This window comes from Cupriavidus cauae, assembly GCF_008632125.1.
Taxonomy (GTDB): Bacteria; Pseudomonadota; Gammaproteobacteria; order Burkholderiales; family Burkholderiaceae; genus Cupriavidus; species Cupriavidus cauae.
Genome location: NZ_VWRN01000014.1, coordinates 112,231 through 138,382, shown reverse-complemented (window position 1 = coordinate 138,382; position 26,152 = coordinate 112,231). Strand labels below are relative to the sequence as shown.

At 68.5% G+C, this 26,152-nt stretch carries 19 protein-coding genes and 1 tRNA gene; 14 read left to right on the top strand and 6 right to left on the bottom strand.

The window, feature by feature from the left end; genetic code table 11:
* On the bottom strand, positions 1-339 hold a 339-nt coding region (locus tag F1599_RS03480; protein ID WP_317845727.1), incomplete at its 3' end, for a biotin/lipoyl-containing protein.
* Between the two features lie 184 nt (positions 340-523).
* Positions 524-3,211, bottom strand: a complete 2,688-nt coding sequence (aceE, locus tag F1599_RS03475; RefSeq protein WP_150082187.1) for a pyruvate dehydrogenase (acetyl-transferring), homodimeric type — start codon at positions 3,209-3,211, stop codon at positions 524-526.
* 403 nt (positions 3,212-3,614) lie between these two features.
* Here aceE and F1599_RS03470 point away from each other — a divergent pair, with 403 nt between their 5' ends.
* The 8 genes from F1599_RS03470 to F1599_RS03435 all read left to right on the top strand — a co-directional run bounded on the left by F1599_RS03470 (position 3,615) and on the right by F1599_RS03435 (position 18,778).
* Positions 3,615-6,248 carry a PAS domain S-box protein gene (locus F1599_RS03470; RefSeq protein WP_149318913.1) on the top strand — a complete coding sequence of 878 codons (2,634 nt, stop codon included), beginning with the start codon at positions 3,615-3,617 and terminating at the stop codon, positions 6,246-6,248.
* A 149-nt stretch (positions 6,249-6,397) separates the two neighbouring features.
* Positions 6,398-7,030, top strand: coding sequence for a response regulator transcription factor (locus tag F1599_RS03465; protein WP_006578226.1), 633 nt, complete (start codon positions 6,398-6,400; stop codon positions 7,028-7,030).
* Between the two features lie 261 nt (positions 7,031-7,291).
* A complete protein-coding gene (locus F1599_RS03460) occupies positions 7,292-9,604 on the top strand; it encodes a hypothetical protein (RefSeq protein ID WP_150082186.1) in 2,313 nt (770 codons plus the stop codon).
* A 236-nt stretch (positions 9,605-9,840) separates the two neighbouring features.
* Positions 9,841-12,138: a hypothetical protein gene (locus tag F1599_RS03455; protein WP_150082185.1), complete on the top strand. Its 2,298-nt coding sequence runs from the start codon at positions 9,841-9,843 to the stop codon at positions 12,136-12,138.
* A 303-nt stretch (positions 12,139-12,441) separates the two neighbouring features.
* Complete coding sequence (gene folD / locus F1599_RS03450; RefSeq protein WP_149318916.1) at positions 12,442-13,293, top strand: bifunctional methylenetetrahydrofolate dehydrogenase/methenyltetrahydrofolate cyclohydrolase FolD; 852 nt, start codon at positions 12,442-12,444, stop codon at positions 13,291-13,293.
* A 191-nt stretch (positions 13,294-13,484) separates the two neighbouring features.
* Positions 13,485-15,569 carry a M3 family metallopeptidase gene (locus F1599_RS03445; protein WP_149318917.1) on the top strand — a complete coding sequence of 695 codons (2,085 nt, stop codon included), beginning with the start codon at positions 13,485-13,487 and terminating at the stop codon, positions 15,567-15,569.
* Between the two features lie 104 nt (positions 15,570-15,673).
* The gene (gene xth / locus F1599_RS03440; RefSeq protein WP_150082191.1) at positions 15,674-16,471 is read left to right on the top strand and encodes an exodeoxyribonuclease III; all 798 of its coding nucleotides are present in this window, start codon (positions 15,674-15,676) and stop codon (positions 16,469-16,471) included.
* Positions 16,472-16,870: 399 nt separating this feature from the next.
* The gene (locus F1599_RS03435) at positions 16,871-18,778 is read left to right on the top strand and encodes a SulP family inorganic anion transporter (RefSeq protein WP_190286289.1); all 1,908 of its coding nucleotides are present in this window, start codon (positions 16,871-16,873) and stop codon (positions 18,776-18,778) included.
* 136 nt (positions 18,779-18,914) lie between these two features.
* On the opposite strand, the gene F1599_RS03430 is transcribed toward F1599_RS03435, so the two are convergent.
* Positions 18,915-19,178, bottom strand: a complete 264-nt coding sequence (locus F1599_RS03430; RefSeq protein ID WP_006579010.1) for a DUF1488 family protein — start codon at positions 19,176-19,178, stop codon at positions 18,915-18,917.
* Between the two features lie 214 nt (positions 19,179-19,392).
* Here F1599_RS03430 and F1599_RS03425 point away from each other — a divergent pair.
* A tRNA-Lys gene (locus tag F1599_RS03425) sits at positions 19,393-19,468 on the top strand.
* A 264-nt stretch (positions 19,469-19,732) separates the two neighbouring features.
* Here F1599_RS03425 and F1599_RS03420 read toward each other — a convergent pair.
* Positions 19,733-20,698 carry a hypothetical protein gene (locus F1599_RS03420; protein WP_053822782.1) on the bottom strand — a complete coding sequence of 322 codons (966 nt, stop codon included), beginning with the start codon at positions 20,696-20,698 and terminating at the stop codon, positions 19,733-19,735.
* Positions 20,699-20,701: 3 nt separating this feature from the next.
* A complete protein-coding gene (locus F1599_RS03415) occupies positions 20,702-21,955 on the bottom strand; it encodes a hypothetical protein (protein WP_053822781.1) in 1,254 nt (417 codons plus the stop codon).
* A gap of 243 nt (positions 21,956-22,198) precedes the next feature.
* Here F1599_RS03415 and F1599_RS03410 point away from each other — a divergent pair, with 243 nt between their 5' ends.
* Together F1599_RS03410 and F1599_RS03405 are read left to right on the top strand one after the other, a co-directional pair.
* Complete coding sequence (locus F1599_RS03410; RefSeq protein WP_053822780.1) at positions 22,199-22,546, top strand: helix-turn-helix domain-containing protein; 348 nt, start codon at positions 22,199-22,201, stop codon at positions 22,544-22,546.
* The gene (locus tag F1599_RS03405; RefSeq protein WP_223819440.1) at positions 22,543-23,472 is read left to right on the top strand and encodes an ImmA/IrrE family metallo-endopeptidase; all 930 of its coding nucleotides are present in this window, start codon (positions 22,543-22,545) and stop codon (positions 23,470-23,472) included. The genes F1599_RS03410 and F1599_RS03405 overlap by 4 nt, the downstream gene beginning before the upstream one ends.
* Positions 23,473-23,533: 61 nt before the next feature.
* Here the strand turns inward: F1599_RS03405 and F1599_RS25745 are convergent, their stop codons facing one another.
* Positions 23,534-23,737: a hypothetical protein gene (locus F1599_RS25745; protein WP_053822779.1), complete on the bottom strand. Its 204-nt coding sequence runs from the start codon at positions 23,735-23,737 to the stop codon at positions 23,534-23,536.
* 44 nt (positions 23,738-23,781) lie between these two features.
* On the opposite strand from F1599_RS25745, the gene F1599_RS03395 reads away from it, so the two are divergent.
* From F1599_RS03395 to F1599_RS03385, 3 genes are read left to right on the top strand one after another with little or no spacing between them, the layout of a single operon-like run.
* Positions 23,782-24,255 (top strand): DUF2924 domain-containing protein, encoded by a 474-nt coding sequence (locus F1599_RS03395; RefSeq protein WP_053822778.1) that lies wholly within the window; start codon positions 23,782-23,784, stop codon positions 24,253-24,255.
* 29 nt (positions 24,256-24,284) lie between these two features.
* The gene (locus F1599_RS03390) at positions 24,285-25,682 is read left to right on the top strand and encodes a recombinase family protein (RefSeq protein WP_053822777.1); all 1,398 of its coding nucleotides are present in this window, start codon (positions 24,285-24,287) and stop codon (positions 25,680-25,682) included.
* Positions 25,679-26,143 (top strand): hypothetical protein, encoded by a 465-nt coding sequence (locus tag F1599_RS03385; RefSeq protein ID WP_053822776.1) that lies wholly within the window; start codon positions 25,679-25,681, stop codon positions 26,141-26,143. The genes F1599_RS03390 and F1599_RS03385 overlap by 4 nt, the downstream gene beginning before the upstream one ends.
* The last annotated feature ends 9 nt before the right edge of the window (positions 26,144-26,152 follow it).

Sequence of the window (26,152 nt, the reverse complement as noted above, 5' to 3'; positions counted from 1 at the left end):
CGCAGCGGCGGGAGCCGGTGCCGGGGTCGCTGCAGCGGCAGGCGCCGGGGCCGGAGCCGCGGCGGCCGGAGCGGGAGCCGGCGCAGGAGCAGCGGCGCCCGCGGGTTCAAGCATCACCAGCACCGAGCCTTCGGCCACGTTGTCGCCGACCTTGACCTTGACTTCCTTGACCGTGCCGCCCTGCGGCGAGGGCACGTCCATCGTCGCCTTGTCCGATTCCAGCGTGACCAGCGCATCCTCGGCGTTGATCGTATCGCCCGGCTTCACGTGGACTTCGATGACGGGAACGGCGTCGTAGTCGCCGATATCCGGCACCTTGATTTCAATCGCTTGACTCATTCAGTGTCTCCTGGACAGGACGGCGCGCGTGACAACAAGCAACAAGAGCGTCGAGATTACTTTGACGCACGTGCCTTGTCACGCCGCGGCGCCCCGGCCATTTACTGGACAACGCCCAGGCAAGGCCCGGGCGACCCGGGCGCGGCGTTGCCGTGCCCGGGGGTTCGCGGGAGTGACAGCCGGATCAGACCGTCATCGGGTTCGGCTTGTTCGGGTCGAGGTTGTACTTCTTGATGGCCTCGGCGACCTTGTCGCGCGGGATGGCACCCTCGTCGGCAAGCGCCTTCAGGGCGGCCAGCGTGACCCAGTGGCGGTCCACCTCGAAGAAGTGGCGCAGCTTCTCGCGGGTATCCGAGCGGCCGAAGCCGTCGGTGCCCAGCACCACGTAGCGGCGCGGCACGAACGGGCGGATCTGCTCGGCGAAGGCGCGCACGTAGTCGGTCGACGCGATCACCGGACCGCGCACCGACTTCAGGCACTGGGTCACGTGCGATTCGCGCGGCGTCTCGGTCGGATGCAGCAGGTTCCAGCGCTCGGCGGCCTGGCCTTCGCGGGCCAGCTCGGTGAAGCTCGGGCAGCTCCACAGGTCCGACTCGACGCCCCAGTCCTTCTTCAGCAGTTCGGCGGCGGCGATCACCTCGCGGAAGATCGTGCCCGAGCCGAGCAGCTGCACGCGCGGGGCGTTGCTGTTCTCGGCGCCCTTGCGGAAGGCGTACATGCCCTTGACGATGTCCTTCTCCACGCCAGCCGGCATTTCCGGATGCTCGTAGTTCTCGTTCATCACCGTCACGTAGTAGTACACGTCCTCCTGCTCGGCGTACATGCGGCGCAGGCCGTCCTGCATGATCACCGCCAGTTCGTACTGGAAGGTCGGGTCGTACGAGATGCAGTTCGGGATCACCGCGTGGAACACGTGCGAGTGGCCGTCCTCGTGCTGCAGGCCTTCGCCGTTCAGCGTGGTCCGGCCCGAGGTGCCGCCCAGCAGGAAGCCGCGCGAACGCATGTCGGCGGCGGCCCAGCACAGATCGCCGATCCGCTGGATGCCGAACATCGAGTAGTAGATGTAGAACGGGATCATCTGCACGCCGTGCGTCGAGTACGACGTGGCGGCCGCGATCCAGTCGCACATCGCGCCGGCTTCGTTGATGCCTTCCTGCAGCACCTGGCCAGTCTGCGATTCCTTGTAGAACATCAGCTGGTCATGGTCTTCCGGCACGTACTTCTGGCCCTGCTGGTTCCAGATGCCGATCTGGCGGAACAGGCCTTCCATGCCGAAGGTGCGCGACTCGTCCGGAACGATGGGCACCACATGCTTGCCGATCTGCTTGTCCTTGAGCAGCGTGTTCAGGATCCGCACGAACGCCATCGTGGTCGAGACCTCGCGGCCCTCGCCGGTGGCCTTGAGCAGCGCCGAGAAGGCCGACAGGTCGGGCACCGGCAGCGGATCGGCCTTCTGGCGGCGCGTCGGCAGATAGCCGCCGAGCTCCATGCGGCGGGCGCGCATGTATTCGAGTTCCTTCGAGCCTTCCTCGAAGGTCAGGTACGGGACTTCTTCCAGCTTGTCGTCCGGCACCGGCAGATTGAACTGGTCGCGGAAGCGGCGGATCGCCTCGACCGGCATCTTCTTCTGCTGGTGCGTGATGTTCATCGCCTGGCCGGCATCGCCCATGCCATAGCCCTTGATGGTCTTGGCCAGGATCAGCGTCGGCTGGCCCTTGTGCTCGGTGGCGGCCTTGTAGGCGGCGTAGATCTTGTGCGGATCGTGGCCGCCGCGGTTCAGGCGCCAGATGTCGTCATCGGACCAGTCGGCCACCATCGCCTTGAGCTCGGGCGTATTGAAGAAGTGCTCGCGCACGTAGGCGCCGTCCTTGGCCTTGAAGGTCTGGTACTCGCCGTCGACGCACTCCATCATGCGCTTCATCAGCAGGCCCTTGGTGTCGCGCGCCAGCAGCGAATCCCAGCGGCTGCCCCAGACGACCTTGATCACGTTCCAGCCGGCGCCGCGGAATTCCGACTCCAGTTCCTGGATGATCTTGCCGTTGCCGCGTACCGGACCATCCAGGCGCTGCAGGTTGCAGTTGATGACGAAGACCAGGTTGTCCAGCTGCTCGCGGCCGGCCATGCCGATCGCGCCCAGCGATTCCGGCTCGTCGGTCTCGCCGTCGCCGAGGAAGGCCCAGACCTTGCGGCCCTCGGTGTTGACCAGGCCGCGGCTCTGCAGGTACTTCATGAAGCGGGCCTGGTAGATCGCCATGATCGGGCCCAGGCCCATCGACACGGTCGGGAACTGCCAGAAGTCCGGCATCAGCCACGGGTGCGGGTACGACGAGATGCCCTTGCCGTCGACTTCCTGGCGGAAGTTGTCGAGCTGCTCCGCGGTCAGCCGGCCCAGCAGGAAGGCGCGCGAATAGACGCCCGGAGCCGAGTGGCCCTGCACGAAGACCAGGTCGCCGCCGTGCTTGTCCGACGGCGCATGCCAGAAGTGGTTGTAGCCGACGTCGTACAGCGTGGCCGCCGACGCGTACGACGAGATGTGGCCGCCGACGTTGGTGTGCTTGTTGGCCCGCAGCACCATCGCCATCGCGTTCCAGCGCGAGTACGAACGGATGCGGTGCTCGATGTCCTGGTCGCCCGGGATGCGCGCCTGCTGCTCGACCGGGATCGTGTTGATGTACGGGGTTTCCGCGTGGAACGGCTGGGTGACGCCATTGACGCGGGCATATTCGATCTGCTTGTCGATCAGGAAGGCCGCGCGCTCGCTACCTTCCGCGCCGATCACGCCCTGCAGGGCCTCCAGCCATTCTTGGGTTTCCTGCGGGTCGGCGTCGTTGGCGCCGGCTGCGCCGAGGATCTGCTCTGGTACGGCTGACATGGATCGTCTCCTGTGGAATGCGTGCGCCAGCAACGGCCGCTTTCGTGGGTGGCTGGCCTGGCGCTGTCTGACGGGGGTGCGGAGCGAGGCGTGGATGGGCGGATGGGCTGGCCTGTCGCCGGCGTGTCGCTGACACCCGGACAAGGTCCGACCGTCTTCCTCCCGCATCGTTCGGTCGGCACCGATTCTATGGAAGGCGATTTCTCAGCACAAGCGAAATTTTCAAATTACGGTATCGTTTCTCATGATGCGAAATATTGCCGCAACGCACCACGAGGCCGCCAGCCGCGCCCCCACGCGGCCCGCGGGCAGACGGAGCGCGGCGCGTGCCGCATAGGCGCTTTCCCCAAGCGACGCACTGCAGCAATCGAGCTACACTGCCCGGTCAGTCGTCAATCCCATCATGCTGTCCATCCACCGCCTCGTCCGCCGGCTGCTGCCGGCCCTCCGCCTGCCGATGATTCCCCCCGCCGCCGATGCCTCCCGCGATGCCGGCGGCGCCGGGATCCCTGGCGGCGGCCCCGGCGCGATCGACCAGTTGAGCGCGCTGACGCCGCTGGACGCGCTCGAGGGGCTGGGCCCCGCCGACGAGGCCGCCGACGGCCGCCCCTTCACGGGCCCGCCGCGCGGCCTGTGGTGGCTGCGCTGGCGCAACCTGGTCGCGACCAGCTGGTTCATGTTCATCCCGCTGGTGGCGATCGTGCTGTTCTCCGGCGCGATGGGCGTGATCCTGTGGTCCCTGCACGAGACCGAGCGCCAGCAGCAACGCGACGCGCTGTATCGCGACGCCGCCTGGGCGCAGCAGCGCGTCCGGTTGTCGCTGCTCAGCAATCAGGACCAGCTCGCCTCGCTGGCGCGCGACATCGCCGCGGCGCAGCTCGACCAGCGCGCTTATCGCACCGCCGCGCAGGAGGTGCTGCGCGAGAATCCGGAGATCGTCTTCATCAACTGGCTCGACGCCACGCGGCGCGCGCGCTGGTCGCTGCCTTCCACGTCGGAATTCGCCGCGCGGCTGCGCGAGACGCCGGAGCAGCCGCTCGAACCCGACGTGCTGGACACCTTCGACACCGCGCGCGAGACCCAGCGCGTGGTCTATTCGCGCCCGCTGGTCAACGAACGCGGCGACAGCTTCATGCTGATGCAGGTGCCGATCGTGCGCGACAACGAGTTCCTCGGCACGCTGGGCGCGCTCTATTCGATCAACGGCATCCTGACCCATCTGCTGCCGCCCGAGCTGACCGAGCGCTACCGCTTCTCGCTGATCGACAAGAACAACCAGCTGCGCGCCAGCACCTCGCTGCGGCCGGTGCCGGCCACCGCGCTGTCGTACGAGGTGCTGCTCGACCCGCCGGGGCACTCGCTGTCGCTGCGTGCCGATGCCTATCCGCCCGCGTCGAACCTGCCCAACAACATGCTGCTGTGGCTGGTGGTCGGGCTGTCGTGCTTCCTGCTGTGGAGCCTGTGGAGCATGTGGCGGCATACCAGCCGCCGCTCCGAGGCGCAGCGCGCGCTGCTGGCCGAGACCTCGTTCCGCCGCGCGATGGAAAACTCGATGCTGATCGGGCTGCGCGCGCTCGACCTGAACGGGCGCATCACCTATGTGAACCCGGCCTTCTGCCGCATGACCGGCTGGCAGGAGCACGAGCTGGTCGGGCGCGTGCCGCCCTTCCCCTACTGGCCGCCCAACGACCAGCAGGAGATGCAGCGCCAGATCGATCTGACGCTGCAGGGCAAGTCGCCCACCGGCGGCTACGAGATGCGCGTGATGCGCCGCGACGGCACCAGCTTCTTCGCCCGCATGTATGTGTCGCCGCTGATCGACAGCCGCGGCCGCCATACCGGCTGGATGAGCTCGATGACGGATATCACCGAGCCCAAGCGCGCGCGCGAGGAACTGGCCGCGGCGCACGACCGCTTCACCACCGTGCTGGAAAGTCTGGATGCCGCGGTGTCGGTGCTCGCCACCGACAAGCCGGAGCTGCTGTTCGCCAACCGCTATTACCGGCAGCTGTTCGGCTGGGAGCCCGAGGGGCATCTGAAGCTCGCCGGCGGAGAGGTCGAGCAGGAGCAGGTCACCAGCGACCATACCGATTTCGTCGACGCCTACGCCGGCCTGCCGGCCTCCGAGCTGATGCCGTATGCGTCCGACGCGCGCGAGATCTTCGTGCCGGACATGCAGAAGTGGTTCGAGGTGCGGCGCCGCTATATCCAGTGGGTCGACGGCCATCTGGCGCAAATGCAGATCGCCACCGACATCACGGTGCGCAAGGCGGCCGAGGAAATGGCCCGCCAGCACGAGGAACGCCTGCAGTTCACCAGCCGCCTGACCACCATGGGCGAGATGGCCTCGTCGCTGGCGCACGAACTGAACCAGCCGCTGGCGGCCATCAACAACTACTGCATGGGCGCGGTGGCGCGGCTGCGCTCGGGGCGCAGCACGCCAGAGGACCTGATGCCGATCCTGGAAAAGACCTCGGCCCAGGCGGTGCGCGCCGGCACGATCATCAGCCGCATCCGGGGCTTCGTCAAACGCAGCCAGCCGCAGCGGCGCGAGACCGCGCTGCACGATATCGTCGCCGACGCGGTGGGGCTGGCCGATATCGAAGCCACGCGCCGCCGCGTGACGATCCTGACCCGGCTGCCGCCTCCGCCGGTCACGCTCTATGTCGACCCGGTGCTGATCGAGCAGGTCCTCGTCAATCTGCTGAAGAACGCGGTCGAGGCGATGTCGGGCCTGCCGGCGATGCGCGCCGCGGGCGTGGTGCGGCTGCACGCCCGCATCGACCAGGGCGAGCTCGGCCAGACCGTCTGCATCGACGTGATCGACCAGGGTCCGGGCGTGGACGAGGCCACCAAGGAACGGCTGTTCGAGCCCTTCTTCAGCACCAAGTCCGACGGCATGGGCATGGGCCTGAATATCTGCCGCTCGATCATCGAGTCGCACCAGGGCCGGCTGTGGGTCGAAAACAATGCGGACGGCATCGGCTGTACGTTTAAAATCATGCTGCCGCTGGAGCCGGAGGTTGCCGATCAGTGAGCGCCCTCGATGAGGGCAGATCGGCAGGGCCGGATCGGCAAGACCATCGGAGAACCGGCCGCCCCGCTGCCCCCGCCGTGGCGGGTGTGCGGCGCAGGCGGCCGGAGTTACACTAGCCGAATCGCACAGACGCAGCATCAGGAGACTTCATGACCGTAGCGCCAAACCCCACTCCCCACCGCGGCGAGACCGTCTTCATCGTCGACGACGATGAAGCGATGCGCGACTCGCTGACCTGGCTGCTGGAGGGCAATGGCTACCAGGTTCGCAGTTTCGCCAGCGCCGAGCAATTCCTGGCCGCCTACGATGCCAACCAGGTCTCCTGCCTGATCCTGGACGTGCGGATGCCCGGCATGAGCGGCCCCGAACTGCAGGAACGCATGATCGCGGAGAACATCCATCTGCCGATCGTCTTCATCACCGGCCACGGCGACGTGCCGATGGCGGTATCGACGATGAAGAAAGGCGCGATCGACTTCATCGAGAAGCCGTTCGACGAATCCGAGCTGCGCGCGCTGGTCGAGCGCATGCTGCAGAAGGCCAGGGCCGACCATTCGGCCGCGCGCGAGCAGCGCGCCGCGCAGGACTTGCTGGGCAAGCTGACCACGCGCGAACAGCAGGTGCTCGAGCGCATCGTCGCCGGACGCCTGAACAAGCAGATCGCCGACGACCTGGGCATCTCGATCAAGACGGTGGAGGCGCATCGCGCCAACATCATGGAAAAGCTCAACGTCAACACCGTGGCCGACCTGCTGCGGCTCGCGCTGTCGCGCAACAGCTGATCGACGCCGACGGATCCTTTACGTCAGATCCGCTCGCTCTTCCCCGGCTGCCGTCCTCCCTCACCTCGTTCCTCCCCATCCCTTCAGGCCAGCGCCCGGCACCACGCCGGACGCTGGCCGGTCCTCGAAAAAGCTAGCGTTCCGGCGGTTCCGCGACAGCGTGCGCGACGGCCGCCGAGCATCGTTCGGTTCCCCCGGGCGCGGTCCGCCGTTGCCGTTCCGGCTTGGCCGCTCCCGCTCTTCCCCTGCCGGAGCCGACCGATGCTGAACCCCTCGCCACTCGCGCCGTCCTCACCGTCCTCACCGTCCTCACCGTCCTCACCGTCCTCGTCGAACGCCTTCAGCGCACCTGCCGGCCACGCGGTAGCAGCCGAAACCGCGCGCCCATGGCTGACGCTGCTGCCGCAATCGATCCTCGAGCACGTGCTCGACTTCCTGTCCCTGCATGACCGCGTCACGCTGGAGCGCAAGGCCTGCCATGCGCTGAGCCGGAGCCTGCGGGCTCGCGCCGCCGTCGACGGCGCGCTGATGCAGGTGACCGACATCTGGTCCGCGGCATCGCTGCGGGCGCAGCTGGGCGTCCTGCCGCAGTCCAACCTGCCTGTGTTCGGACGCGCCCAGGTAATGGCCGGCATGCTGGCGCGCCTGCCCGAATTGCCGCGTGGCGAACGCTGGAGCGCCATCGAAGCGGTACTCGACCGACTCGATACGGTGTCCGGCGCGGCCGGGCCGGTGCTGGACGCGCTGGCCGCCTGCATCGCGGACCCGCTCACCAGCGGCGAGCTCGACGAAGCGCAGTGGAAGCGCCTGGCGCAGGCGGTTGCGATGGTGCCGCTGGCGGTCGGCGCACGGGCGCGCGTCGCGGCCCTGCGCCGCGCCGTCGGACCCCGGCCCACGCCATCGAGCCGGCGGCTGGCGACGACGCTGTTGCCCGACGCCACCCGCGCACTGGCCGTGGCGCGCGCCTTGCCCGCCTGCGAGCAGCGCCAGGGATTCGAGCAGCTGCTGTGCGCGCTGATGGCCGGTGCGCGCGATCACGCCGCCTACGCGGCGGACTGGTCGGCACTGCTGGCGGCCGCCGCCGGCGAGATCGGCCGCGATGCCGCCTTTGCCGCGCGCCTGTTCTGCGCCCTGCTGACGCTGCTGCCCGGCGGCCGCACCGCGAGCGAGTACCACGGCCGGGCGCCTTCACCGGAGGAGGCGTTGCAGCGCTGGAGCGCGGTGCTCCATGGCGCGGCGGCACTGCCCGGCGACGCCGGCTTCGCGGTCGCCCGCGCGGCCATCCGCACCGCCACGGCCACGCTGCTCAGCGATCCCGAGCGCGCCGAGCCGGCGATCGCGTCGCTGCTCGCCCATCTGCAGGCATCGCGCATGCAGACGGCGCAGCAGCTGCACGTACGCGCCGAACTGATTCCCTATCTGCCGCCCGCGCAGCAGGTTCCGGCATGGCACGCGCTATGGGACGAGGTCGAACGGCGGTCGCTGCCGTCGCCGGCGATGCTGCTGGTCCATGTCCAGCGCTGGCACCCTTGCGATCCGGTCCATGCCTGGCGGCGCGCGCAAGACTACTGCCTGACCGCCACCGCGCCGACGCCCGAGCAGCGCGCCGCGCTGATGTGCCAGGCCGGGCTCTTCTGCGCGCCCGGCACGGCCGACGCCGAAGCCATGTTCGATGCGATCGGCGAACTGGCCCTGCGCCACCACCAGTTGCTGCCGCTCGTGCAATGGGTGGCCGCCGATGACGACCAGCCTGCCGACCGTATCCTGTCCGTCATCTGGAAATTGCCGCCGCCGGTGCAGGCGCGTGCCTTCTCGCAATGGCTGGCGCTGCGCGGTTGGGTCGACGAACTGCTGCCTGTGCCGCTGCCGCTGGCACGGCAACTGCAAGCGATGGGCTGCTGGGAGGAACTGGGCGAGATGTCCACTGCCTGGACCCGGCGCTGCAGCCGCCTGCTGGAAACCGGGCCGACGCTGCTGCCCTCGGCGGCGCACGACGCCTTGCCGGAACTGGCCGCGGACATGCTCGGCGTGCTGGAGGCGTCCGCCCCTGCCGCTCGCCCGCCGGAGCTGCTGGCGGAGGTCGCCCAACTGACCAGCGGCCTGTGGCTGCAGGCCGCTGCATCGCCGCTGATCGATCGCACCTGGGACCTGATCGACCGGCTCGATGCGCCGGCGGTGCGTACCGCGATGGAGACCCTGTACCGGCTCAAGCAGGCATCCCGCAAGCTGCCCGGCGACGGCGACCTGCTGTTGGGCGAGTGCTGGGCCAGGCCGACGCTGCTGCGCGCCGCCGAGCTGGTGCGCACGCGCTTCACCGCGCCCGAGCGCCGCCGCTGGCTGGCGCGGCTGGTCGAGGCCGAAGGCCGGATGGGTGATTTCCGTCCGGACGTGGAGCGCAACCGCTTCGATGCGGTCCGGCAGGCGCTGTGGCGTATCGCGAGCGCCCTGCCGAGGGAGGCCATCGACGCTGTGCACGGCACGATCGCGGCCTGGTTTGCCCCCGCCTCGCGCGATCCGTCGGCGCTCAGGGCCTGGCAGCAGGCCGTGGCCCAGTTCGACGCATACCGGCGCTAGGGCGGCGCGGCGGTCGCGGTCGCTGTCGCTGTCGCTGTCGCTGTCGAGGAGGGTAGGCCTTCCTCCCCCCCAATGGACATTCCGCGCACGGCATGCGGCCGGGACCGAGAACCGAAAGGCGCGGGCGCTTCCGGATCGCGGCCCTCCACATCCGCCGACAGAATGCCGGGCCCGCGAACCGCGGCAGTCGGGCGCCATTCCGGCCGTCCACCGCCGGTTCGCCGAAGAGACCTGTCATGCAAGCCAGCCCCGCCCGCCAGACCGTTGCCCCTTGCCTCGCCGACGGCACCCCGCCATCCGAGCCGGTTCCGCAGCCGGCCACCATGTCCGGCCTGGAGTTGCTGCCCGCACCGGTGCACGACTTCATCCTCGCGCTGCTGCCGCCGCAATCCAGGCTCTGCCTGGAACGGCAGGTTTCGAAGGGTCTGCAAACCCGGCTCGAACGACATGCACGCCACGATCTGGCGCTTCGGCGCGCCGCCAACGTATGGACCGTTGGCGAGCTGGCGGCAGTCCTGTCCGATGGATCGGCCCAGCCGTTCGGCGGCCTGCCACCCGCCTCGCGCGCGGCGGTTCTGGGCACGCTGGTCGGCCGGCTGCGCGGCCTGCCGCGATCCGGACACGACGCCGGTTTCCGGCTGCTGCTGGAACAGACCCTGCGGCTGCCCGCGCCGCTTCGGACGGCGCCGCTGAACACACTGGCCAGTTGCATCGACGAACGTGCGGCCGTGGTGAGCCTCGACACCTTGCTTGACTGCGTCGCCATGATCGCGGCCGAACCGCTTGCGCTATCGGCAAGGCTCAGGCGCACGGCCCTCGCGCTGGAGAACCGCGCGAAGCCGTGCGGCATCGCCAGCCAGTTGCTGCCGGACGCTTCCGCGGCGCTGGCGCTGGCTCGGGCGTTCCCCGCTGCCGAGCAGGCCGAAGCGCTGTCGGTCGGCACGGCGGCTTTCGCACGCGCCTGCGCCAACGACCAGGACGCTGCGGCCCCGTGGCGCGCCCTGCTCCAGTGCGTGGCGCGGGACGAGGCCAATCCCGCGCAACGCGGTCGCTTGATCGCCGCGCTTGCCGGCTGCCTTCCCGGCATCGACGGACAGCACGCATTCTTCGGCATCGACGCCGCAACGGCGTCGCGACATTCGACGCTGCTGCTGGATACGGTCTTTTCCCTGCCGGGCGATGGACCGTTTCACGCCATCGCCTGTCTGCTGGGCACCGAGGCTTCCCCAGGTCCGTTCCAGCATGTCAGCCGCACGCAACGAACCGAATTGCTCAGCGACATCGCGCAGCGGATGCAGGCTGCGGCCTTGACCGAGCCGCAGCGGCTCCATCTCCGTGCCGCGCTGTTGCGCTTCGTGCCGGATCTGGCGACATGGGACACCTTGTGGGACGCGGCGCTGCGGGGCGAGCACGCAGAAACGCTGCGATTGCTGGGCTCGGTCCTGCCGATTTGCCAGTCGCCCGCGCCCGATCCCACCCGGCTGCTGCGCTTGCAATCCGCCGCGCTGGACGCAACGGCGTTGCCGCCTTCGACCCGTTCCGCACTGCTGAAGGAGGCGCTGTACTACGGCCGGGACGCGATCAACGCATCGGGCCTGACCGAATCGACGCTTGCCGGCGCCGCAGCCTTGGCGCGCGACCACGGCGAATATGGCGCACTCGCGCGCTGGGCGCAGGCCGGCCGGCCAGCCGCGAGGCGTCGCGTTGTCCAGGTCATCCGAGGCCTTGCGCCGGCGCATCAGGTGAGCGCCGTGCGGCAATGGCTGGACGACGGGAGGTGGTCGGGTCTGGAAGATCTCGTCGACCTGTCGGCACTGGCGGATCCGCTTGCGCGGACGGGCCACTTCGGCGAGCTTGCCGACCTCGTCCGTACCGTCTGCGAACGGGGCGCGAAATGGACCGGCCAGTGGGGCTGCAGGCCCGCGCTTCGAGGACGGGTCGAAGCTTCGGGGCGGATACTCGCCGACTATTGGATCGGGCAGCTCGAAGCGATTCCGCAGTGCCGGAGGCCCGCAACGCTTGCCGCGGCGGCCCTGTTTGCCCACCAGCTCGACGCGGTGACGGATCACGACGCCGAACGGGTCCAGCGGGCATGGAAGCTGATCGAGCCCCTCGATGCGGACGATCTGCGCCTCTGTCTGGCGGACCTGCGCCCGTTCCGCCGGCTGGAGAAGTGGAATGCGCCGGGACAGGGATTGCAGGACCGCTGGCCAAGGTCCGCCGTCCCGCTCGCTGCCGCGATCGTGCGCACCCGATTGTCCGGACCGGAACGGCGCGAATGGCTGGCGCATTTGCTCGGCAGGCTGTTGGCCCTGGAGAGCGAGGGGGAGGCTGCCGGGCAGGGCGGACGCCAGCCACGCTTCGACCGCGCAAGGCAGGCGGCATGGGACCTCGCCATCAGCTTGCCGCGGGCGCAATGGTCCTATGCCGTGGGCTATCTCGCGCAGTGGTTTGCCGCCCCGCCGGACGCGCCGCATGAGCGCGCGCCATGGGAGCAGGCCAGGGCAAGCTTCGATGCATGGTTCGGCGCCTGAACGGGCGGAGTGCATGCCGGCGGTTCCTCCGCCCTCCCGTCCGCCGTCCCCTCCGTCATCCCAACGACGGCGCCCGCTGACGGCGCCCGCTGACGGCTCCCTCTTGCGGCGCCCTCTGACGGTGCCCTTTGGCCGGACGGGACGGCCAGGGCGCGCCGGCGGGCACGCGCCCCGGCCACCGGTGCCGACGCTTTATAATCGCTGTTTTGCGCACCGTCCCTCCCCGCCCTGCCCTGCAGGCAATCACGCCGGTCGCATCTCCACCCGCGTCTTTCACCTCTGCCGCTCCTGCGCCTCAAGCCCATGCCCGCCCAATTGATCGACGGCAACGCCCTTGCCAAGCAAATCCGTTCCGAAGCCGCCCTGCGCGCCGCCCGCCTGACCGAGCGCGGTCACCAGCCCGGGCTCGCCGTGGTCCTGGTCGGCGAGGACCCGGCCAGCCAGGTCTATGTCCGCAACAAGGTCAAGGCGTGCGAGGACAACGGTTTCTACTCGTCGCTGGACCGCTATCCCGCGGACCTGTCCGAGGCCGACCTGCTGGCCCGCATCGACGAACTGAATCGTGATCCGAAGATCCACGGCATCCTGGTGCAGTTGCCGCTGCCCAGGCACATCGACAGCCACAAGGTGCTGGAGGCGATCGCCCCGGAGAAGGATGTCGACGGCTTCCACGTCGCCAACGCCGGCGCGCTGATGACCGGCGCGCCGCTGTTCCGCCCCTGCACCCCCTATGGCTGCATGAAGATGCTCGAGTCGATCCAGTATCCGCTGCGCGGCGCGCAGGCGGTGGTGGTCGGCGCCTCCAACATCGTCGGCAAGCCGATGGCGATGCTGCTGCTGCAGGCCGGCGCCACCGTGACGATCTGCAACAGCAAGACGCGCGACCTCGGCGCCCATACCCGCCAGGCGGACGTGATCGTCGCCGCGGTCGGCCGCCGCAACCTGATCACGGCGGACATGGTCAAACCCGGCGCGGTGGTGATCGATGTCGGCATGAACCGCGACGACGCCGGCAAGCTGTGCGGCGACGTGGACTTCGCCGGCGTACGCGAAGTGGCCGGCTATATCACGCCGGTCCCGGGCGGCGTCGGTCCGATGACGATCACCATGCTGCTGGTCAATACGCTGGAGGCGGCCGAGCGCGCGGCAGGCTGAGGCGAGCGCCGGTACACTGGTCAAAACGGCTGGGCAAAACCGCTGGGCAAGCCCCTGGCCGATCCGCTGGACGACCCGCCGGACAACGCGCCGGCCCCCTCGCTGCGAAGCCACGCTGGAAAACCGCGCAGATGCCCCCAGCTGCGGAATATCCGACCGTCAACCCCAACGCCAACGCGAACGAACAAGCCATGGACCAAGCCGACAAGAACGCCAACCCGCTGCTGGACTTCAGCGACCTGCCCCGCTTCGCCGAGATCCGCCCCGAGCATATCGGCCCGGCGCTGGACGTGCTGCTTGAAGCGGCGCAACGCGCCGTCGCGCTGGTCGAGGATCCGGCCCGGCCCGCCACGTGGGCCGATACCGTCGACACGCTCGAGCAGGCCACCGAGCCGCTGGGCCGCGCCTGGGGCGTGGTCGGCCACCTGAGCTCGGTCGCCGACACGCCGGCGCTGCGCCAGGCCCACGCCGAAAACCTGCCGCGCATGACCGAGTTCTGGTCCTCGCTGGGCCAGAACCTGGCGCTCTACGAAAAGTACAAGGCGCTGGCCGCCAGCCCCGAATACGCGGCGCTGAGCCCGGCCCGCAAGCAACTGCTCGACAACGAGCTGCGCGGCTTCCGCCTCGGCGGCGCCGAGCTGCCGGAGGACCAGAAGCCGCGCTTTGCCGAGATCCAGGAACAGCAGGCACAGCTGGGCAAGGCTTTCTCCGACCACGTGCTGGACGCGACCAACGCCTACTCGCTGGTGATCGAGGACCCGGCGCGCCTGGCCGGCCTGCCGCCCGACACGCTGGAAGCGGCGCGCGAGGCCGCGGCCAAGGACGGCAAGGAAGGCTGGAAGTTCACGCTGCATTTCCCCTCGTATTTCCCGGTGCTGCAGTACGCGGACGACCGCGCGCTGCGCCAGACGCTGTACGAGGCCAACGTCACGCGCGCCTCCGAGCTGAGCCCGCAGTACGGCACCGGCCAGGCCGACTGGGACAACACCGCGAATATGCGCGAGCAGCTGGCGCTGCGCCGCGAAGAAGCCCGCATGCTGGGCTACGGCTCGTACGGCGAGGTGTCGCTGGTGCCCAAGATGGCCGATTCGCCGGCGGAAGTGCTGCGCTTCCTCGACGAACTCGCCGCCAAGGCCCGCCCCTATGCCGAGCGCGACTGGGCCGAGCTGCGCGAATTCGCCGCCAAGGAACTGGGCCTGGCCGAGCTGGCGCCGTGGGACGTCGCCTATGCGTCCGAGAAACTGCGCCAGCAGCGCTATGCCTTCTCGGAACACGAGGTCAAGCAATACTTCCCCGAGCCCAAGGTGCTCGAAGGCCTGTTCGGCGTCGTGCAGAAGCTGTTCTCGGTGCGGATCGCGCCGGACGAGGCGCAGACCTGGCACAAGGACGTGCGCTTCTACCGCGTCACCAGCCCGGACGGCACGCTGCTCGCGCAGTTCTATCTGGACCTGTACGCGCGCGAGGGCAAGCGCGGCGGCGCGTGGATGGACGACGCGCGCGGCCGCCGCGAGCGCGGCGACGGCAGCGTGCAGACGCCGGTCGCCTACCTGACCTGCAACTTCTCCGCACCGGTCGGCGACAAGCCGGCGCTGTTTACGCACGACGAGGTCATCACGCTGTTCCATGAGTTCGGCCACGGCCTGCACCATATGCTGACCCAGGTCGGCGAGCTGGGCGTGTCGGGCATCAACGGCGTCGAATGGGATGCGGTCGAGCTGCCCTCGCAGTTCATGGAGAACTTCTGCTGGGAATACGAGGTGCTGGCCGACATGACGCGGCACGTCGACACAGGCGAGCCGCTGCCGCGCGCGCTGTTCGAGCGCATGCTGGCCGCGAAGAATTTCCAGAACGGCATGATGACGCTGCGCCAGATCGTGTTCTCGGCGTTCGACATGCACCTGCACACGGACTTCGATCCGGACGGCGACAAGTCGGTGCTGGAGCTGTCGCGCGAGATCAACGACCGCATCCACGTGGTGCCGCAGTACCCGTTGTCGCGCTGGCCCAATACCTTCAGCCATATCTTTGCCGGCGGCTATGCGGCGGGCTACTACAGCTACAAGTGGGCCGAGGTGCTGTCGGCCGATGTCTACGCGGCCTTCGAGGAAGCGGCGCAGCTGACCGGCAGCGTGCTCGACAGCGAGACCGGCGCGCGCTATCACCGCGAGATCCTGTCGGTGGGCGGCAGCCGTCCGGCGATGGAGTCGTTCACGGCGTTCCGCGGCCGGCCGCCGCAGATCGATGCGCTGCTGCGCCACGGCGGGATGGCGGCATGAGCGGCGCGCCCGACGACCTGCTCGCCGGCATCGACGGCGCCCCGGCGGTGCCGGCCACCGGCAGCACGCTGCCGCCGCCGCTGCCCGCCACCGCGCCGGCCACGCTGCGGATCGCCTCGTGGAACGTCAACTCGCTGAAGATCCGGCTGCCGCAGGTGCTCGACTGGCTGATCGCGCAGGAGAACGCCGATACGCCGATCGACGCGCTGTGCCTGCAGGAACTGAAGCTGCCCGAGGACAAGTACCCGCTGGCGGAACTGGAGAGCGCCGGATTCCACAGCATCTTCGTCGGCCAGAAGACCTATAACGGCGTGGCGATCCTGGCGCGCAACACCACCATGCCGGCCGCCACCGACGTGGTGCGCAATATCCCCGGGTTCGAGGACGCGCAGCAGCGCGTGGTCGCCGGCACCTATGGCGACGTGCGCCTGGTCTGCGCGTATTTCCCCAACGGCCAGGCGCCCGACAGCGACAAGTTCGCCTACAAGCTGCGCTGGCTCGAGGCGCTGGCCGCGTGGCTGCGCGACGAACTGCAGCGCTATCCGAAGCTCGCGCTGCTGGGCGACTTCAATATCGCGCCCGAGGATCGCGACGTGCACGACCCGAAGAAGTGGGAAGGCCAGAACCTGGTCTCGCCGCCGGAGCGCGCCGCCTTCCAGACGCTGCTGGAACTGGGCTTTGCCGACGCCTTCCGGCTGTTCGAGCAGCCGGAGAAGAGCTTTTCGTGGTGGGACTACCGCATGCTGGCCTTCCGCCGCAATGCCGGCCTGCGGATCGACCATATCCTGCTGTCGCCGGCGCTGCGCGAGCGCTGCACCGCCTGCACGATCGACCGCACGCCGCGCACCTGGGAACAGCCGTCGGACCATACCCCGGTGGTCGCCACGATGCGGCTGGGCTGAACGCGAACGGCCGTTGCGGCAATGGCTGCAGCGGCCGTTTCATCGGCCTGCCTTATCGTCTGCCCTCTCGCCTGCCTTATCGTCTGCCGCATCGCGTCCGCCTTATCGCCTGCCTCATCGTCCGCCTTATCGCCTTCATAAGGGTCACCATCGGCCCCGAGACATCGCCCGCCTCGGGCGATGTTTTTCGAATGACGGTGGCATCGCTTATCATGCGGGGCAGAGACACCACCGACGCGCCGGACCACGAGCCGGCGCGCAGCCCCTCGGGCCCGCCATGCAAGCCGTGCAACCGTTCCCTTCCTTCGTCTTTCTCCCCGCCCGCCTGACGACCCTCGCCGGCGCCACCGACCTGCCGCGGGACGCCGTTCCCGCGACCGCCCGGTGACCGCGCCGGCGGTGAGCCGCTCCGCCCGCGGCTGGCAACGGCTGCTGCCGGCCTGGCGCCATCGCGTCAGCGCGGCGACGCTGCGCGCCGATCTGCTGGCCGGCCTGCTCGGCGCGGTGCTGGTGCTGCCGCAGGGCGTGGCGTTCGCCACGCTGGCCGGGCTGCCGCCGCAATACGGCATCTACGCGGCGGTGGTGCCCTGCATCGTGGCCGCGCTGTTCGGTTCCAGCTGGCACGTGATGTCCGGCCCCACCAATGCGAATTCGCTGGCACTGTTCGCGATGCTCAGCCCGATCGCCTTCGCCGGCAGCCCCGAGTACATCAACCTGGCGCTGGGCGTCACGATCCTGGTCGGCGTGCTGCAGCTTGCGGTCGGTACGCTGCGGCTCGGCTCGCTGGCCAATTTCATCTCGCCGTCGGTGCTGCTCGGATTTACCTGCGGCGCGGCCTCGCTGATCGCGCTGTATGCGCTGAAGGACCTGTTCGGGCTGCAGGTGCCGACCGGCACCAGCGCCTTCGGGGTCGTGCGCCACCTGTTCGAGCATGCCGCCACCATCAACTGGAGCGCGGCGGCGGTGGGCGCGGTGACGCTGGCCGTCACGCTGGCGGTCAAGCGGGTCGCGCGCCGGCTGCCGTTCATGCTGCTCGGGCTGCTGGCCGGTTTCCTGTGCGCCTGGCTGCTGAACCGCAGCGGCTGGGGCGGTGCGCAACATGTCGACGTGGTCGGTCCGATCCCGGCCGCGGTGCCGCCCTTCCGCATTCCCGATATCCCCTGGGACCGGCTGTCCGATCTGCTGGGCATCGCGTCGGCGCTGACCATCGTCGCGCTCGGGCAATCGATCTCGATCGCCAAGGCGGTCGCGCTGCGGTCGGGCCAGCACATCGACGCCAATCGGGAGTTCATCGGACAGGGGCTGTCGAACATCGCCGGCGGCTTCTTCTCGGCCTATATCTCCTGCGGCTCGCTGAACCGCTCGATGCCGAATTTCGAGGCCGGCGCGCAGACGCCGCTGGCCAGCGTGTTCTCCGCCCTGCTGCTGGTCGCGCTGGTCGCGGTCAGCGCGCCGCTGCTGGCGCAGATTCCGCTGGCGGCGATCGCCGCGATGCTGCTGCTGGTGGCCGGGGGCCTGTTCGATTTCGCGCGCCTGCGCCGCATCGCGCGGCTCTCGCGCACCGAGTTCGCGATCGCGCTCGGCACCTTCGCCGCGACGCTGGTGATCCGGCTCGAAATGGCGGTGCTGCTGGGTACGGTGCTGTCGCTGGTCGCTTATCTATATCGCACCTCGCGCCCGGCGGTGCGGACGCTGGTGCCCGACGCCGACGATCCCGACCGCCGCTTCACGCCGCTGGACGAACTACGCCGCCCGCAGCCCGAATGTCCGCAGCTGAAGCTGATCCGGATGGAGGGCGCGATCTTCTTCGGCGCCGTGCAGTACGTCACCGACAGGCTGCACGAGGCGCGCGCGCAGATGCCGACGCAGACGCGGCTGCTGGCGATGACCAAGAGCATGAACTTCATCGACCTGGCCGGCGCGGAAATGTGGGAGGCGGAGCTGGCCGAGCGCCGTGCGCTGGGCGGCGATCTCTATTTCCACCGCCCGCGCACGCAGGTGCTGCAGACCTGGGCGCAGACCGGCTTCATCGCCAAGCTGGGCGACGATCATATCTTCGCCACCAAGCGGCACGCCCTGCACAGCATCGTGCCCACGCTGGATCCGAAGATCTGCGCGACGTGTACCGTGCGGGTGTTCGAGGAGTGTCCGCATGAGGCGGCGGCCCCGGGAATTCCGGGTCAACCGGTGCGGGCAGCGCAGGAGACGAAGGCGGACGCAGCGGACGCAGCGGACGGCGTGGCCGGGCCGGAAGCGGCGGCTGGTGAGATCGAAGCCGTGAAGCGGAAACAAGCGCGGGGGGAATGAACGCGGCGGAAACAAGCGCGGCGGGAATGCGCGAAGCGGAAATGAAAAACGCCGGTATGAAACCGGCGCCAGACTGGGTCCAGCCGCAGCGCGCCCTGTTGCCCGGACCGTAGCGGCCCGGTGCGGGCGCCCCTGCTCAGACGGGCGCCACGTGCGCGCGCTTGACCACGATGGGCTGCGGCACGCCCTGTTCGATCAACACGACAGCGGCGCGTTCGATGGTATCGCGGCCGGCGCGGAATGCTTCTTCGAGCGACAGCACCTGGTCGGCGCTGAACCCTTCCCACAATGCCTCGCGCGTGACCACGCAGGTCACCTTCTGGCCGTCGACAATGGCGTGAAACAGCAAGCCCTCGTTATTGATGTCATAACGATCTTGCTCCTGGAATTTGATCTCCATCGGTACAGCCCTCCATTGCAAGTGAGTGGGCATCCTAACATGGGTCCCGCCGACGTCGCACAAAAGTCCTTTGCGAAGATCGGTCATCTGCCGAGACTGCCGCCGCCATTCCGAGTTCCATCGGCGAGCGCAAATTTTGTCACGGCCGCCGATGCGTTTCAGCGTGCCGGGATTTGACAACTTTGCAAATAATGCTAGAATCTCGGACTTCGTTGGGGCGTTAGCTCAGTTGGTAGAGCAGCGGACTCTTAATCCGTAGGTCGAGTGTTCGAGTCACTCACGCCCCACCACTTTTCAACGCCCAACCTCTATCGGTTGGGCGTTTTCGTTTCCGGGTTCCCCGACGCCGCGCGGGGTTCGGCGGCGTTCTGCGTGTGCCACGCAGTGAAGCCGCACCGCCCGAAAGTCGCCCAGTTCGACTCTCTTTTGCTCTCTCTTCTCTCAAAACCGGCGCCAACTTCTTGGCGGAAGCGCACGCAGGCGGCCTCGTACGTCAATGACTTGCGCGTGCGTCACGGCCAGCGGTTGTTCATCGTGCTTGGAAGAGCAAGGCATCAAGCCTGCACGGGGCTCAATGCTGCAGCACAGGGCATCGAGTACAGCCCCGGGCGCCCCTGCACGACCTGGACGAGGGCCCGGTATGCAACGAGTGGCCCTTCGGCTTCCGGCTTGCCCTTGTCGCGCGTCTTGACCTTGAACACGTCGATGGGCTTGGCGCTGTCGAGCCCGGCACGCCGCATGACCTGTTCGGCGGTGCGGGGCTCCCCCTTGAACGACCACAGGGCCTCGAACACTGCTGCCTGAGCCTCGGTCAGCCGGATCGGGCCGTGCGGCCCCTCGGGCAGCGTGACCCAGCGGAAATCCGCCGAGAAAGGCCCCTTCACCGGCGTCGTTGGATCGCTGGCCTGCGGGCCTGGTGGCTCACCCGACATGCCGATGAACGAGATGCCGCCGCCGTAGAAGGCGAACCGATCCTCCAGAGCCAACCACTCCACGCCCGGGCCGAAGGGCGCCCCGCGCGTCTCGCGCGGCTTCGGCGTGATGACGCGGATCGGCCCGCCTGCGACCCGCACCCGCTCCAGCAGGGCCGGCTCGCGCCATAGCCGGATCAGATCGCGCGCCAGCAGGACTGGCGAGCACCGGGAATCGCCAAGGCGCCACACGCCATCGCCGAGGGCGTCGATGCCGTCGCGGCTCTCGATCGAAAGCGCCAGCCGCAGCTTTCGGCGCAGCCAGTCCTCGTCCAGCGCCAACGCGGCCATGTCGTCGGCCGCGACGTCCACCGGCCCGCACTCGGGGCAATGGCAGGTACGCCCCTGGTGCCCGTTGCCCCAGACCTGCGCCCGGTGCTGGTGGCAGTAGGGGCACAGCACGAACCGCTGGTCCAGGGCCGTGGGCTTCACCGCCTGCCCGAGGGCCGGCAAGGCGGCGATCTCGCGGGGAGAGAGCGCCGCTCGAAGGATGGGCGTGCCGCCCGCGAACAAGCGGCACACCAAGGCCCAGGCGTCGTGCGTGGCCACCGGTTAGTCCTCGCCAATCGTGGAGCGATGCGGCTCAGGATTGGCAGTTCCCGCTTCCGGCGGCGCTTCCCGGACGTTCAGCGTCTGGCCGGGCTGCAAGATGCCCAGCGAGACCAGGTAGCCCTCCAACTGCGCCTGCAACGCGGCATCGAACTTGTGCAGGTTCAGCCGTCCGCGACGCGTCACCTCGACCGTGACGACCTTGGAACGAGCCTTTCCGGGTTCGGGCGGGTAGTAGAGGTTGATGCGTGCCGCCGTGATCAACCAGCCGCGGGCCAGCGGGTCCTCACCGGGGAACTCCTCGCGCAGCAGTTCGGTGACGCAGCGCTGCTCGCTCGACGCCATCGCCGTGCAATCGAGCTTCAATGCCGTGCTCGGACTCAACACCGAGAGGGACTTGACCTGCAGCGCCACGAAGCCGTCCGCCACGGCCTGCGGCACGTCGAAGCCGAGGCGCAAGACCGACAGGTCCAGCGTCGGCGGCTTGATACGGTGCGCGTCCACCTTGACGCCCAGCAGGTGCTCGGCGAAGGCGTCCACGAGCATCTGGTGGTACTTGGCGCCACCGCGCACGAGGGTGCGAACGACCCCAGTGGCCACGGCGTACTCCAGCACCATGTGGATGTTCGGGTTGCCGACGCGACGGGTGAGATGGGCGCCCTCGAACTCCAGGCGCAGCATGGCCAGGTCCTTGACGTGGACCGTCAGCAGGAACATGCCGGGGCGGCGTTCCACCAAGTAAGCCACGCTGCCGTCGCCGCACTGCAGTTCGCGCTGATAGAAGGCCGAGATGGCCTGGCGCAGCGCGGCCAGCGCGGCATCCGAGGTGTTCGGCCGACGCTTCACGCCGAGGTCGTGCTGCTGGGCCTGCGATCCGTGGCGCTCCAGGTAGTCGAACTCACAGGCCCGCTCGAACAGCGCCGGGTGGCTGGCATACAGCCAGAAGGAGCGGTGGGTGTCGCTCCGGCATCCCACCAGGCCCAGCAGCGCGGCGCCGTCCCCGGCGGCGGCCTGGAACATCGCCTGCTTGCCGGCCGGGTCGGCCAACTGGACGCTGGCCATGAGGTTGCCGATCAGACGGTCGCGGGCGGCGACGTCGGGCCAGGCGCGAACGGCCTCCACCAGCGCCTGCGAGGTGCGCGGCGTGTCCTCCCAGTCGAAATCGTCGGCCACGGGCAGGCCGTGCGAGGCCAGGAAAGCGCTGAGCGTCGCGTCCACCGGCAGTTCGAGCAGCACGTCGACGAAGGTCTTCTTCATCTTCTCGGTCCTTTCCGCAAGAGGTGTCGAGGGCTGCGGACCGAGGGGCGGGTTCGCGGGCCGGCGACGGGGTTACCGAACAGGGCTCTCACCAGCGTAAAGCAGCGAGATACAGCGCGATTGTGTCCCGCCCCATTCCGCCTGTCAATCATCGCGGCACGTCTGGCGCTTTTTGGTATATCGTGGCTATACTTTTGGGTCTGTTTTCCTACACTGACAGTCGATTCGAGACGGGACATCGCCATGGCTTCGGCGTTTGGAGTACGCCTGCGGCGATTCCGCGAGGCGAAGAAGTTGACCCTGCAGCAGGTGGCCGACGCGGTCGGCTGCACCAAGGCCTACATCTGGGAACTGGAGATGAAGGAGGGTCAACGCCCCTCGGCTGAGCGCGTGCAGGCGCTGGCCAAGGTGCTGGGCGTCACGATGGAAGACATCATGGGCGAGCCCATGCCCCAGGTCCCCGAGGCCAGCCCCGAGGATGTGGCCTTCTTCCGTGCCTATGCCGGCATGACCGAAGCTGAGAAGGACCGGGTGCGCCAAGCGCTGAAGATCATCTTCCCGGACAAGGATCTGCCGGAAAGCAAAAGGTGAACACGCCCCCGGCCCTCAACGGCGCGATCGCCGCCAACAAAGTCCACCACTGGTTGCGGGCTTGGTACGGCGCGGACGTGCCCGAGGCCATCGATCTCGATGTCGTGCGGCAGATGCTGCCGACCACGCCCTACGGCAAAGGGGTTCGGGAAATTCGTCCCCCGGTGCAGTTCAACGACGATGCCTTCGAGGGCCTGCTGGCGCGGGACCCCGGTGACCCTCAGGTCTGGGGTATCGCCTACAACGGCACGGTCAGCCCGCAGCGCCAGCGATTCACCATCGCTCACGAGCTCGGGCACTTCGTCCTGCACCGCGACCGGCAGCCGCGTTTCAACTGTGACAAGGAAAGCGTCCACTCCGGCCACGAGACGATGCGCCTGATCGAGCGCGAGGCCGACGATTTCGCCGGCAACTTGCTGATGCCCGGTGATCGGCTGCGCGAGTGGATCTCGAACCGACGCATCGATCTGCACGTCCTCAGCGCCATTGCCGAGCGCTTCCAGGTGTCGTTCGAGGCGCTGTGCATCCGCTTCATCAAGTTCACCCCGCAGCGCGCCATCTTGGTCTACTGGGACAACGGCTACGCGAAGTACGAATGGCGCAGCAGCAGCGCCGTGAGAACCCGGGCGCGCATCCGGCGCACCGGCGATCCGCAAGAGCCCTTACCCGGCACGCTCGCCGCCGACGCGAGCGTCGAGCAGGCATGGGACGGCGTCGAGATGTCTGCTGCGATCTGGTGCCCCGAGGAGGCGCCCTACATGAAGCTGCGCGAGTTCAAGCACAGCTACGCCTCGAGAGATCGCGTCCTGACCCTGCTGCTGTTGGAGAGCGCCGAGCCGCGCGCTTGGGATCGATCCTGGCAGGATGGCGAAAGCAACGACTGCGATGACCGGTTCGTCTCGACAGGCCAGCACCCGATGCGATGACGCAGGGCGCCGTAGCCCGCGCATCCCCGCCAGAACACGTTACGCGGAGCCCCATCGATTCCTAGCATGACAAGCGTTTTCCATAGGAACGCTTGCGATGCACGAACTCGAACCTTTCTCCCTTTCTCCTGCCGCCGATCAGCCAAGGCACGCGCACCAGGAAGTCGTTGATCTCCTCGCCGCAGGCCTTCTGCGGCTTCGCGCCCGCCGCGAACTCCCGCTTTCCGACACCAGAGACGAAGTTGGCCTTGGCTTTGTCGGCCAACAGCGCGTGAATGCGAACCCCGATAACAACAACGGAGTTCGCCCATGACGGCACACGCACCCACAGTCGACGCTACCACCATCGCCGCTCGCATCGCCCAGCTGCCCCACCTGCCGATGGACAGCCTCTGGGCGCTGTGGGACGAGTACTTCGAGGAGCGGCCCAAGCATCACCACCGCACGTGGCTGGAGAGTCGGCTCGCCTACAGGATCCAGGAGCGCGCCTTCGGCGGGTTGAAGCCCGCGACCCGCCGCAAGCTCGAGGAGATCGGTGAGACGGGCATCCTGCCGCGCCAACTGCGCCGCGACGCGAGTCGGCTGCTACCGGGCACCGTGCTCACGCGGATCTTCGACGACGTCGAGCACCGCGTCCTGGTGCGCGGCCCGAACGACTTCGAGTATCAGGGGCAGCGGTTCAAGAGCCTGACGGCGATTGCCCGCCACATCACCGGCACGCCTTGGTCGGGCCCCGCGTTCTTCGGCCTCAAGACCAAGCACGGCCAGAAGGAGCCGGCATGAGATCACGATGGCCCGCATCCCCGTCGACCATGCCGACGCCTGGTCCCGTCACGCCATCGAGGCGCTGTGCGGTCTACACCCGCAAGTCCACCGACGAGGGACTGGACCAGGAGTACAACAGCCTGGAGGCCCAACGCGACGCGGGGCTGGCCTTCATCGCCAGCCAACGCCACGAGGGCTGGATCGCCGTCGAGGAGGGTTATGACGACGGCGGCTACTCCGGCGGTAATCTCGACCGCCCGGCGCTCAAACGGCTGCTCGCCGACATCGATGCCGGCAGGATCGACATCGTGGTCGTCTACAAGATCGACCGATTGACGCGAAGCCTCGCGGACTTCGCCAAGCTGGTGGAGGTGTTCGACCGCAACGGCGTCTCCTTCGTCTCGGTCACGCAGCAGTTCAACACCACCACCTCGATGGGGCGGCTCACGCTCAACATCCTGCTGTCCTTCGCGCAGTTCGAGCGCGAGGTCACCGGCGAGCGCATCCGCGACAAGATCGCCGCCTCCAAGGCGAAGGGCATGTGGATGGGCGGCATGCCGCCGCTGGGCTATGACGTCGTCGATCGCAAGCTCGTCGTCAACGAGCGCGAGGCCGCACTCGTGCGTGACATCTTCCGGCGCTACGCCGAGCATGGCTCGGCTGCACGGCTGGTGCGGGAGATGGCGGTCGAGGGGCACACCACCAAGGCCTGGGTGACCCAAGGCGGGCGCCGGCGCACGGGCCGACCCATCGACCAGCAGTTCATCTTCGCGCTGCTGCGCAACCGCATCTACCTGGGTGAGATCCGCAACCACGGCACGTGGTATCCCGGCCAACACGAAGCGATCGTGCCGCAAGACCTGTGGGACGCCGCGCACGCGTTCATCGCGCGCCGCAAGCAGGCGCCGCGCGAGCACCGCGCCAAGCATCCGGCCCTGCTCGCGGGGCTGCTGTTCGCGCCCGATGGGCAGCGCATGCTGCACACCTTCGTCAAGAAGAAGAGCGGACGCACCTACCGCTACTACGTCCCCTACCTGCACAAGCGCCGCAACGCGGGCGCGAGCCTGGCGCCGGACGCCCCGGACGTCGGGCATCTGCCCGCGGCCGAGATCGAGAACGCGGTGTTGACGCAGATCCACGCGGCGCTCTCGGCGCCGGAGGTGCTGATCGGCACCTGGCGGGCGTGCCAGCGCCACCCGGCCGGTGCTGCCCTCGATGAAGCGCAGGTGGTGGTGGCGATGCGACGCATCGGCGACGTGTGGGCGCAGTTGTTCCCGGCCGAGCAGCAACGCATCGCGCGGCTGCTGATCGAGCGGGTCCAACTGCATGAGCACGGACTCGACATCCTCTGGCGCGAGGACGGCTGGCTGGGATTGGGGCCCGAGATCGGCGCGCATCCGCTGGTCGAGGAATCCAGCGCACAGACCGAGGAAACACCGGCATGAGCACCACGACGAACCCGCGCAAGCGCGCTATCCGCGTCGAGGTCGGAACCGATGCCCGCAGCTACGTCAGCGATGGCCAGCGCGTCACGCTGGTGCCGCTGACGATCAAGCGCCGCCAGAACCGCAAGCTGCTGATCCCGCCCGCGCCCGATGCCGCCACTGTGACGGGTGGCTTCGACGTGCCGATGATCAAGACGCTCGGCAAGGCGTTCTACTGGAAGCGGCTGATCGACGAAGGCGTCTATCCGACGACCGCCGACCTGGCGCGCGCGCTGAAACTGGAGCCAGGCTGGGCGGCCGAGGTGCTGCGCATGACCATGCTGGCACCGGACATCGTCGAGGCGATTTTCGAGGGCCGCCAGCCCCGGCATCTGAATCTGCACACGCTGCGTGGCCGCCAAGACCTGCTGCCTCGCGACTGGGGCGAGCAGCGTCGGCTGCTGGGCTTTCCTTCAGCTTGAGACTGGCGC

What these genes read in the sequence shown, in the direction of transcription:
- aceE (WP_150082187.1), bottom strand. Translation starts at nt 3,211, where the DNA reads ATGTCAGCCGTACCAGAGCAGATCCTCGGCGCAGCCGGCGCCAACGAC.
- F1599_RS03470 (WP_149318913.1), top strand. Translation starts at nt 3,615, where the DNA reads ATGCTGTCCATCCACCGCCTCGTCCGCCGGCTGCTGCCGGCCCTCCGC.
- F1599_RS03465 (WP_006578226.1), top strand. Translation starts at nt 6,398, where the DNA reads ATGACCGTAGCGCCAAACCCCACTCCCCACCGCGGCGAGACCGTCTTC.
- F1599_RS03460 (WP_150082186.1), top strand. Translation starts at nt 7,292, where the DNA reads ATGCTGAACCCCTCGCCACTCGCGCCGTCCTCACCGTCCTCACCGTCC.
- F1599_RS03455 (WP_150082185.1), top strand. Translation starts at nt 9,841, where the DNA reads ATGCAAGCCAGCCCCGCCCGCCAGACCGTTGCCCCTTGCCTCGCCGAC.
- folD (WP_149318916.1), top strand. Translation starts at nt 12,442, where the DNA reads ATGCCCGCCCAATTGATCGACGGCAACGCCCTTGCCAAGCAAATCCGT.
- F1599_RS03445 (WP_149318917.1), top strand. Translation starts at nt 13,485, where the DNA reads ATGGACCAAGCCGACAAGAACGCCAACCCGCTGCTGGACTTCAGCGAC.
- F1599_RS03430 (WP_006579010.1), bottom strand. Translation starts at nt 19,178, where the DNA reads ATGGAGATCAAATTCCAGGAGCAAGATCGTTATGACATCAATAACGAG.
- F1599_RS03415 (WP_053822781.1), bottom strand. Translation starts at nt 21,955, where the DNA reads ATGAAGAAGACCTTCGTCGACGTGCTGCTCGAACTGCCGGTGGACGCG.
- F1599_RS03410 (WP_053822780.1), top strand. Translation starts at nt 22,199, where the DNA reads ATGGCTTCGGCGTTTGGAGTACGCCTGCGGCGATTCCGCGAGGCGAAG.
- F1599_RS03395 (WP_053822778.1), top strand. Translation starts at nt 23,782, where the DNA reads ATGACGGCACACGCACCCACAGTCGACGCTACCACCATCGCCGCTCGC.
- F1599_RS03390 (WP_053822777.1), top strand. Translation starts at nt 24,285, where the DNA reads ATGCCGACGCCTGGTCCCGTCACGCCATCGAGGCGCTGTGCGGTCTAC.
- F1599_RS03385 (WP_053822776.1), top strand. Translation starts at nt 25,679, where the DNA reads ATGAGCACCACGACGAACCCGCGCAAGCGCGCTATCCGCGTCGAGGTC.